This window comes from Candidatus Ancaeobacter aquaticus (genome assembly GCA_030765405.1).
Taxonomy (GTDB): Bacteria; Auribacterota; Ancaeobacteria; order Ancaeobacterales; family Ancaeobacteraceae; genus Ancaeobacter; species Ancaeobacter aquaticus.
The window spans coordinates 39,458-48,137 of the sequence record JAVCCP010000033.1; the positions used below are offsets into that span (position 1 = coordinate 39,458).

The window sequence follows — 8,680 nt, forward strand, 5'->3', positions numbered from 1 at the left end:
CACCTAAAAGAAGTAGCGAAGCTACCCAGACATATATTCGATCATTTTTTGCACTTTTCCCAGCATTATTTTAACAAGAGGCGGTTTTACTGTAACCGCATTTACCGGGCATACTTCCTGACAGCAAAAACATTCTATGCACTTTTTCTTCTGTATTATAAGCTTTTCCTCAATATCTTCAATACAATTTACCGGACACCCCTTAACACACTCAAAACAGCGAACACATTGTCTTGTATCAATAAAAGGTTTAAATGAAATAATTTTTTCTAGCGCTGTAGAGATAAGCCACGAAGGGATAATGTTTTCAAGTATGAATTTATATTTATTTGCGACTTTTACAAACTCTGTATAGTAACAACCGTTCATATCATCGCCTATTATTTCTATTTCGTTAAGATCTCCCACACCAAGTTTTCTTTTATGCGCATATACAGTAGTCCTGATTTCACCCTCTTTATATCCTAAAAGATGCGTTACGACTGCATCAAGACTGACAGGATCATTACTTGCCAGTATAAGCCCCGTTTCAACCGGTTCTCCCGCAGCGGGACCATTTCCTTCCATCCCAATAATGCCATCCATAACAGCCAAATGTGTCGGCACCATCGCATAAATATCACACAAAGCAACTGCCATAGATTTAGATGTGGGTGCCTTGACATGCACATCACGCTTTAATTTTCCGGGTAGACATCCCATCATATTTTTTACCGCTCCGGTAAAACCGACGAGTTCATGTGTTTTTAATTTCGGCACGGTCACAACAAGATCCATTTCAAAAAGCTCACCTGGCACCACTATTTCTTTAATGATTTTGTGGTCAGGATTACACATTACTTTCTTTCTTGCTGTATCAAAATTTATGAGAGTAAACCCGACCTCTTTCGCGATGCGATCGAGTCCCATATTGAAAAAAGCTTTATTAGTCGAACCTTGAGAGAAACTTCCTGATGAGTCACCAACATACACCTGAGCACCATGTTCTTGAATAAAATATCGTGCAAGCTGTTTTACAAATGAAGGGTGTGTATTAACAGGTTTGTCAGGACCCTTTGACGTTGAAAGCAGATTAACTTTGAGGAGGATCTTCGATCCCTTAATTTCTTTGAAGGCGTTGTAATGATCTATTATCGGATCAAGGCATTTTTTTAATGAAAAGTATAGCTCATCATCATTATATGAAGCGCACTTTATTAATGAGACTCTTGAGTTTGTTCCTCCGACTGATTGTCCCATTCTTCTTCCTGTGTTTCTGATGAGTTTTTAGTTTCGACTTCTTCACTTTTGGTATCTATCTGTTCTTCTGTAGTGACGAACGCTCCCATCCTTCTGAATTTTTCATATCGCTTGTTTAATATTTCCTCACCGGATAATGAGCACATCTTATCAAGATTTTTTACAAGGAATTCTTTTAGAATACGAGCCATCTCTACAGAATCTCTGTGTGCGCCACCCATTGGCTCAGGAATAACTTCATCAACAATCCCTAGTTTTAGCAAGTCTGCGCTTGTCAACTTCAGTGCGCGAGCAGCATCTTCTGCTCTTTTCCTATCTTTCCAAAGTATTGCCGCACAGCCTTCAGGAGAAATAACTGAATAATACGCATTTTGTAATATCATAATATGATCGCCAACACCGATTCCTAAAGCACCGCCACTGCCGCCTTCACCGATAACAACACAGATAATAGGCACGGTAAGCGTCATCATCTCTCGAAGATTTACCGCTATAGCTTCTGCCTGCCCTCTTTCTTCCGCGCCTATCCCCGGATATGCACCCGGTGTATCAATAAATGTTACAATTGGTATATTAAACTTTTCGGCCGTTTTCATCAAACGTAACGCTTTACGATACCCCTCGGGATGAGCACACCCAAAGTTTCTCATGAGATTTTCTTTTGTATCTCTTCCCTTTTGATGGCCCAGAAGCATTATTTTATGACCACCTATCCGTGCAGGACCACCGATCAAGGCACGGTCATCACCAAAAAACCGATCACCATGAAACTCGGTATATTCATCCATTATCAATTGCACATAATCAAGAAAATATGGACGGCTCGGATACCGCGCAACCTGTACCCGTTCCCAAGCATTTAAATTAGTAAATATTTCTTTCTTAATTTCATTCGCTTTTTGTTCCAGTTTTCTCACTTCATCAGAGACATCAATACCTTCAGTATCTGAAAACTTTCTTAATTCTTCTATTTTCTTTTCAAGCTCAATGATCGGCTTTTCAAATTGTAATCCAGATCCATTCATAAAAAAACCCTTCTCTTTTAAGGCGTATACCACACCGACATGTCTTTTTTTTCTAACGGTGTTCACATCTGGTATTATTACAGCTCACAGCGTTACCTCAATCAACAATTATCACTTTATCGTCAGGAACAACAATAGAAAACAACTCTTCAACATCATCATTGATAAGTCTCACACAACCCGCACTCGATTGCTTACCAACAGTCTGCGGCTCCCATGTGCCGTGTATCCCGTATCCCGGCGAACTTATCCCAATCCAGCGGGTTCCTAAAAAATTCTCTTTTGTACCAAACGGGATCAACCCGCCACCAGGTTTATACCACGGTGGATTAGCTAGCTTGTTCGTTACATTAAAATTCCCGCATGGGGTAGAATTCATTTTTCCGGTACCTACATTATATACTTTAAACAATTCTCCGTCTGCAAGCAACGTTAATGTATTTTTTGACTTATCAATAATCATAGAAAATACTGCTTTATTTACCTTTAACCTGTCATTGGGCTTAATGACTGATTTATTATTGAGCCCATTACTTTTCTTCAATAAGTCGACAGATGAATTATATTTTTTTGCAATTGATGCAAGTGAATCTCCTGGTTTTACCACATAAATAGTCGAATGTTCATCAATTATAGGAGAGAAAAGTATCGCCGCATTTAAATCACCATACATATTAATCGCTTCTCTAATTAAGTTACTATTCGGATAATTATCTTTAATAAGTTTTAACAGGTGCCGTGCCTGCAGGTATTGATTTTCATCTTTTCTGAGTCGTGCAAGTTGAAAAAGAGCATCATCGACATATTCACTGGTACCATATTTTGAAATGAGCGTATTAAGGCATTGTACCGCTTTACCATATTCATTCTTCTTACCGTATGAATCACCCATCCAATAGAGGGCTAAACTATCAGCATAATCACCTTGTCCCGCGGCCAAAAGTTCATCTGCATAGAAAATAGATTTCTCGTAATTACCGGTCGCATTATTGCCCTGTATAAGATAAATAAGTGACTCTCCGCCAATATCCTTCGTTTTTAAACGGTCATATACTTCCTCAAAGACAGGTAGTGATTGTGTTACTTCACCCTGACCGTACATTTTTTTTGCTTTAATAAAATCATTATGTCTTTTCACTGTACGCACCTTCATACCGACAAGCAATATAACCGTTATCGCTACAAGTGAAAGCATTACAAGTATAGTCTTATTTTTCATGTGCACGTTTCCTCTCTAAATTAAGTCTCTTTTCGAAACGTCTTGCACGGGTATAATAGTGAATTTCACGCAATAGACCATATACTACGTAGAAAAGAAACATAAAAAACAAGAACAGCTCAGTGTGAAATATAGCAATACTTGTACCCAAGACAACAGTAACAAGATTAATAAACGGCTTACCTTTGACTATTATCATGCTTTTTAGTGCAGGATACTTGATGTTGCTCACCATCAGAAATGATAGAAACAGCATAAAAAACGGCAACACCATATCAATAGAAAGCCACGGAAATTCGGACCTCAGCAAAATGACCGAAGCAAGAAATCCACTTGCGGCAGGTGTGGGCAATCCAACAAAATTTCGTTTCTCGAACAGCACCGTATTTAGATTAAAGCGCGCTAATCGTAGAGCGCAACATACCGAATAAATAAACGCAACCGCTATTCCAATGCGGTTAATATCTTTTAAAACAACTGTATACATTAATATAGTTGGCGCAATACCAAAGGTCACTAGATCAGCTAAAGAATCATATTCCACACCGAACCTGCTTGTTGCATTAACAAGACGTGCAACCTGCCCATCAAGAAAATCAAATAGCATACCGGCAACAATCACCCATGCAGCGATATAAAATTCGCCTTTTAACGCAAATGTCATTGACAGAATACCGCAGAAAAAGTTCACGGACGTAAATAAATTCGGAAGAATATACAAATTCTTATTCTTAAGCTTATTCTCCACTAGCCCTCCTTACCCCTAGAATGGTAAGCGCACCTTTTACCTTATCACCTTTTTTCACTGCTATATTATATGTAGAATCAAACGTTATCTCTACCCGCGACCCGAATTTTATTAACCCATATCGTTTACCTGACACAACACAGTCCCCGACCTTTGGGTCGCACACTATTCTTCTGGCGATCAAACCGGCAATTTGCTTAAGGATAACCGCTGTTTTGCCATTTTCAACACAAACGGTATTACTTTCATTTAATTCCGATGCCTCATCAACAAACGCTGCTTTAAACTGTCCTTTTTTGTACTGTATATACTTCACAACACCGTCAATAGGCGCATAATTAACATGCACATTAAATATGGACATAAAGATACTCACTCTTCGAGCATCTTTTTTCAGTAACGTATCATCTTTAATATCCCGAATATCTACCACAAGCCCGTCTGCAGGAGACAAAATGATACCGTCTTCTTCAGGCGAAACACGAACAGGGTCTCTAAAAAAGCATGTTATAAACACACACAGGGCAAAGCACAAAAGTCCCAAGTATATGTTAAATACTACTAAGACGAGACCTATAAAAAATGAGAGAAGGATATGAGGATACCCTTCCTTAACTATTCTTATTTTCATATCTAAGATACGCTCCATATAAACGTTGTCATTATAGCCGTAAGAGCCCCGTAGTCAAGAAAAATAAGGAGATACTCAATCTAAAGTGGGCACGAGTTAACAATCTAGTATCCTGCCCCGTTAATTGCTGGTATACTATCTATTTAATAACTGAGAGACACCAAATGTTAAAGATAAAGAACAACAGAAGATATATATTCGCAAAACTTATCGCATTGGTAACCTTGCTTACAGCTTTAACCGTGTTCTATTTTTTTTCTCTGCCAAACAGGATCGTGTACAAAAAAGATATTGCCAGGCATGATATATCGATACTATTTGACCGTGCGCTTACACTATTTGAGCTAGATAACACCTTTTACCCATCAACAGCTCAGGGGCTTTCAGCTCTTTACATCAAACCAAGAACGAATCCTAAACCATCAAATTGGAGAGGCCCCTATATACGAAAAAATATTTTGAATGATCCCTGGAAAAATCCATATCAATATACCTGCCCGGGGGAACATAATCGAAATATGTATGACTTGTATTCTCTGGGACCGGACGGAATTGTGAGTAGTGACGATATTGTAAAAAGACGTTAAAAATTACTCATCGCATACACCGCGCCGGTGAAAATGCTTTACACACCGGGGCGGTGAGATCTTCACCCACTAGATTTTTCGGATTAATCCTTCAAAATCATCCTCCAGAGAACACTTCAAATATGGCAAATTCGCATAGCTTTGCAGGCGGCTATTACAGTCTCACTACCTCTTTTTTAAGAATTCCTTGAGATAAATGCCGGTATAAGACTTTTTGACTTTCATAATATCTTCAGGCCGGCCGGCAGCGACAATATTCCCTCCGCGCGCACCGCCTTCAGGGCCAAGATCAATAATATAATCTGATGTCTTTATCACATCAAGATTATGTTCAATAACAATTGCGGTATTGCCCATATCAGTAAGCCTGTGCAGAACATCAAGCAGTTTTTGAACGTCCGCAAAATGAAGCCCTGTAGTCGGTTCATCAAGAATATAGATCGTTTTTCCGGTAGCTTTCTTTGATAGCTCTGAAGAAAGTTTTACTCGTTGCGCTTCACCACCTGATAATGTTGTTGCTGATTGACCAAGCTTTATATAACCGAGCCCAACATCACTCATAGTTTTCAATTTATCTTTAATTGCCGGAATATTCTTAAAAATCTGCAGTCCCTCATCAACCGTACAGCTTAATATTTCGTTAATGTTTTTTCCCCGGTATTTTACCTGTAACGTTTCACTATTGTACCTTTGTCCTTTACAGACCTCGCATTCAACATAGACATCAGGCAAAAAATGCATCTCAATTTTTATTATCCCATCGCCTTTACAGGCTTCACAGCGACCGCCTTTAACATTAAAACTGTACCGTCCGACACCGTATCCTCTCATCTTCGATTCAGGTAATCGTGAAAAGAGATCGCGTATATGAGTAAATGCACCCGTATACGTTGCGGGATTTGAACGAGGCGTTCTCCCAATGGGTGTTTGATCAATAACCGCTACCTTATCAACATGTTCTATCCCTTTAATCCCATCGTGTTTCCCGGGCTTTACCCGAGATCGATTAAGTTTTTTCTCGAGCCCTTTACGTAACACGTCATCAACCAACGTACTTTTTCCTGACCCAGAAACACCCGTTACCGCAACAAATACACCTAACGGAATACTTACATCAACATTTTTTAGATTGTTTTCACGGGCATTTTTTACAACAAGCTGCTTATCTGCATGGATCTTCCTTCGTTTCTTTGGCAATGCTATCTCAAGATCACCTCGAAGGTACTTGCCGGTAAACGATTCTTTTGATTTCAATATGTCTTGAAGCGAACCTTGCGCGACAATATGTCCTCCCGCGGCACCTGCCCCGGGCCCCAGATCAATGATATGATCAGCATCACGCATTGTTGCCTCATCATGCTCGACAACGAGTACGGTATTGCCCAGGTCACGCATACGCTTTAATGTCGCAAGCAGCTTTTCATTATCCCGCTGATGCAAACCAATACTCGGCTCATCAAGTATATAGAGCACCCCAACCAAACCCGAACCGATCTGTGTCGCAAGACGTATACGTTGCGCTTCACCGCCTGAGAGCGTACCGCTTTGACGGTCCAGCGTGAGATATCCTATCCCCACATTGGTCATAAAACCTAACCGTTCAGTGATTTCTTTTATAACTTCGTGCGCAATAGTTTTTTCCTGCGCGCTCAATTTTATTTTTTCAAAAAAAACTTTTAAATCCTCGACGGCAAGAGCGCATAACTCAACGATCGATTTTTCCTTTATTGTTACCGCGAGACTTTCAGCCTTTAAACGTGATCCTTTACAGTCAGGACAAACCGTTTCATTCATATAATCCATAAATTGTTTTTTAATATATGAGCTATCCGTTTCATGAAAGCGCCGTTCAAGGTTCGGTATAACGCCTTCAAATTCTATGTCCCTGTATTGCGGATAACCACCATGCCAGAACTGCACACTGATCTTCTGACCTTTACTACCGTACAGCACGATATCCTTCACTTCATCTGAGATATCTTTCCAGGGCATCAATAAATCAAAGCTGTAATACTCCGAAAGCCCTTTTAAAAGCCTGCGGTTATAATAAAGAAACGGTTTATCAACATACTGCCATGGATATATCGCGCCATTTTCAAGCGAAAGCTCTTTATTTGGCACAATAAGATCGACATCAATATTCATTCTCGTTCCGAGCCCATGACATGCCTGACATGCCCCGTACGGTGAATTAAACGAAAACATTCGTGGTGTAAGCTCGCTAAAACTTACTCCGCAATCAGTACAAGAATTGAGTTCACTTAAGTATCGTTCTTCTTTTTTCGTGTTTTTTACATCCAGAACAAGTAAGCCCTCACCCAGCTTAAGTCCTATTTCAATAGAATCAGTCAGCCGTGACCGGACCTCCGGCTTAATAACGACCCTGTCAACAACAGCTTCGATGGTGTGCTTCACATTTTTATTGAGCTTTATTTCTTCATTAATATCATAGACATGAGAATCAACACGAACCTTTACAAACCCTTCTTTACGTATATAGTCAAATACATGCTGATGCTCACCTTTTCGACCGCGTATCATCGGAGCAAGAATATCAAGACGGGTCCCCTGCGGAAGAGCCATAATACTATCAACGATCTGCTGCGAAGACTGTTTGTTGATCTTTTTCCCGCATTTCGGACAATGAGGTATCCCCACTCGAGCAAAAAGGAGTCGCATATAATCATATATTTCAGTGGTTGTACCTACTGTTGAACGGGGATTTGAGCCAGCGGTACGTTGTTCTATAGATATTGCCGGTGAAAGACCTTCAATATAATCGACCTCTGGTTTCTGCATTTGCGCTAAAAATTGACGTGCATACGCTGAGAGACTCTCGACATAACGCCGCTGTCCTTCAGCAAACAATGTATCAAACGCTAACGACGATTTTCCCGACCCCGATAGACCGGTTATCACCACCAATTTATCGCGGGGTATCGTCAGATCGATATTCTTAAGATTATGTTCCCGTGCACCTTTAATAAAAATATTCTCTATGGGCATTATGTACCTTTATCCAATCAATAATGCATTTTTGTAATCTTTAATCCTAAGTCATTATATAAATGCATGTCAATACTGTTCTCATATATTCTAGCTCCTGAAAAGTGTAAATTAAAATGCCGTAGGTATAAAGGGAAGCGTTCCATGCCCGGAAACGTTATCCTCAGTGGTCCTAAACAGGAAACACTAGAGGAAAGGATCAAGGCATGGAACAATACCATGGCA

At 39.9% G+C, this 8,680-nt stretch carries 7 protein-coding genes; 1 reads left to right on the top strand and 6 read right to left on the bottom strand.

Annotation, left to right across the window (positions count from 1 at the left end):
* Positions 1-21: 21 nt before the first annotated feature.
* The 5 genes from P9M13_03725 to P9M13_03745 all read right to left on the bottom strand — a co-directional run bounded on the left by P9M13_03725 (position 22) and on the right by P9M13_03745 (position 4,862).
* A complete protein-coding gene (locus P9M13_03725; protein ID MDP8262394.1) occupies positions 22-1,239 on the bottom strand; it encodes a DUF362 domain-containing protein in 1,218 nt (405 codons plus the stop codon).
* Positions 1,197-2,264, bottom strand: a complete 1,068-nt coding sequence (locus tag P9M13_03730) for an acetyl-CoA carboxylase carboxyltransferase subunit alpha (protein MDP8262395.1) — start codon at positions 2,262-2,264, stop codon at positions 1,197-1,199. The genes P9M13_03725 and P9M13_03730 overlap by 43 nt, the downstream gene beginning before the upstream one ends.
* A 97-nt stretch (positions 2,265-2,361) precedes the next feature.
* On the bottom strand, positions 2,362-3,483 hold the full coding sequence (locus tag P9M13_03735) for a L,D-transpeptidase family protein (GenBank protein MDP8262396.1): 1,122 nt from the start codon (positions 3,481-3,483) through the stop codon (positions 2,362-2,364).
* Positions 3,473-4,231, bottom strand: a complete 759-nt coding sequence (pssA, locus tag P9M13_03740) for a CDP-diacylglycerol--serine O-phosphatidyltransferase (GenBank protein MDP8262397.1) — start codon at positions 4,229-4,231, stop codon at positions 3,473-3,475. The genes P9M13_03735 and pssA overlap by 11 nt, the downstream gene beginning before the upstream one ends.
* A complete protein-coding gene (locus tag P9M13_03745) occupies positions 4,221-4,862 on the bottom strand; it encodes a phosphatidylserine decarboxylase family protein (protein ID MDP8262398.1) in 642 nt (213 codons plus the stop codon). The genes pssA and P9M13_03745 overlap by 11 nt, the downstream gene beginning before the upstream one ends.
* Positions 4,863-5,026: 164 nt before the next feature.
* Between P9M13_03745 and gspG the strand changes: the two genes are divergently transcribed.
* Positions 5,027-5,449 carry a type II secretion system major pseudopilin GspG gene (gspG, locus tag P9M13_03750; protein ID MDP8262399.1) on the top strand — a complete coding sequence of 141 codons (423 nt, stop codon included), beginning with the start codon at positions 5,027-5,029 and terminating at the stop codon, positions 5,447-5,449.
* A gap of 165 nt (positions 5,450-5,614) precedes the next feature.
* Here gspG and uvrA read toward each other — a convergent pair whose 3' ends face one another.
* The gene (uvrA, locus tag P9M13_03755; GenBank protein ID MDP8262400.1) at positions 5,615-8,455 is read right to left on the bottom strand and encodes an excinuclease ABC subunit UvrA; all 2,841 of its coding nucleotides are present in this window, start codon (positions 8,453-8,455) and stop codon (positions 5,615-5,617) included.
* Between the last annotated feature and the right edge of the window lie 225 nt (positions 8,456-8,680).